We start from the raw sequence: 938 nt of genomic DNA on the forward strand, positions 1-938 counted from the left end.
TGGAGAACCCTAAAAGTGTGAAAGTGCTTTCAAAAATAAAGGGCGAAAATATCTGCCCACAAATGGTTGACACAGACTTTTGAGGAAGGTATCGAGAAATGAAATTAATGATGAGCTACTATGAGGAGATTGTATCTTATTTAAACGAGATTATGAAGACGGAAAAAGATGCCATGCAAAAAGCTGCGGAAGCCGTTGCGTCACACGTTAAGGATGATCAAATTTTTTATGTGTATGGTCCGGGAGGTCACTCCAATTTAGCCTCACAGGAAGTTTTCTTTCGGGCGGGCGGCCTTATGCATGCCAGCGCAATTTTAGATGAAGGCACCCTTTTAAGCGGCGGTGCCCTTCGCTCCATGAAAATCGAAAGAATGCCTGGTTACGGACGTCTAGTATTAGACGATTACCAATTACAATCCGGCGACCTATTAATGATTGTCAATGCCTATGGAATCAATGCAGCGACCATTGATGCTGCTCTATATGCTAAAGAACTTGGCGTGAAAACAATTGGTATTTGTTCTTTTGAGCATGCGAAAGAAACTCCAATCGACCATCCAGCGCGGCACCCTGGCAAACACAACCTCCAAGATATTGTAGACATTGCCATCGATAGCAAAATTAAAGTAGGTGATGCCGTACTTAAGATTGAAGGCCAAGAGCAAAAGGTTGGAGCGATTTCTACTTTCACAAATGCATTTATTTTAAACAATATAACGATTGAAGCAACCCGCTTACTAGCAGAAGAAAACATTCAGCCTCCTATTTGGAAAAGCGGAAATGCAACCGGCGGTGACGAATGGAATAACCAGTTTATCGAACGCTTTAAAGGTAAAATTAAGAACTTATAAAAACATTTATATATAATATACTCTCGGTATTCCAAACGAGTAAATTCCTGAATTCCCAAAAATTTACTGGAAATGGAGTGTAATCTG

Annotated in this window: 1 protein-coding gene; it reads left to right on the plus strand. The window is 40.5% G+C overall.

Going from position 1 to position 938, the window contains the following annotated elements; all coding sequences use genetic code 11:
* The first annotated feature begins 98 nt into the window (after positions 1-98).
* The gene (locus AB1L08_RS22430; protein WP_413066783.1) at positions 99-851 is read left to right on the plus strand and encodes a sugar isomerase domain-containing protein; all 753 of its coding nucleotides are present in this window, start codon (positions 99-101) and stop codon (positions 849-851) included.
* The last annotated feature ends 87 nt before the right edge of the window (positions 852-938 follow it).

The sequence above is a fragment of the Siminovitchia jepli genome, from assembly GCF_047228825.1.
Classification (GTDB): Bacteria; Bacillota; Bacilli; order Bacillales; family Bacillaceae_C; genus Siminovitchia.

Coding starts and splice junctions, on each gene's coding strand:
- AB1L08_RS22430 (WP_413066783.1), top strand. CDS start 99: ATGAAATTAATGATGAGCTACTATGAGGAGATTGTATCTTATTTAAAC.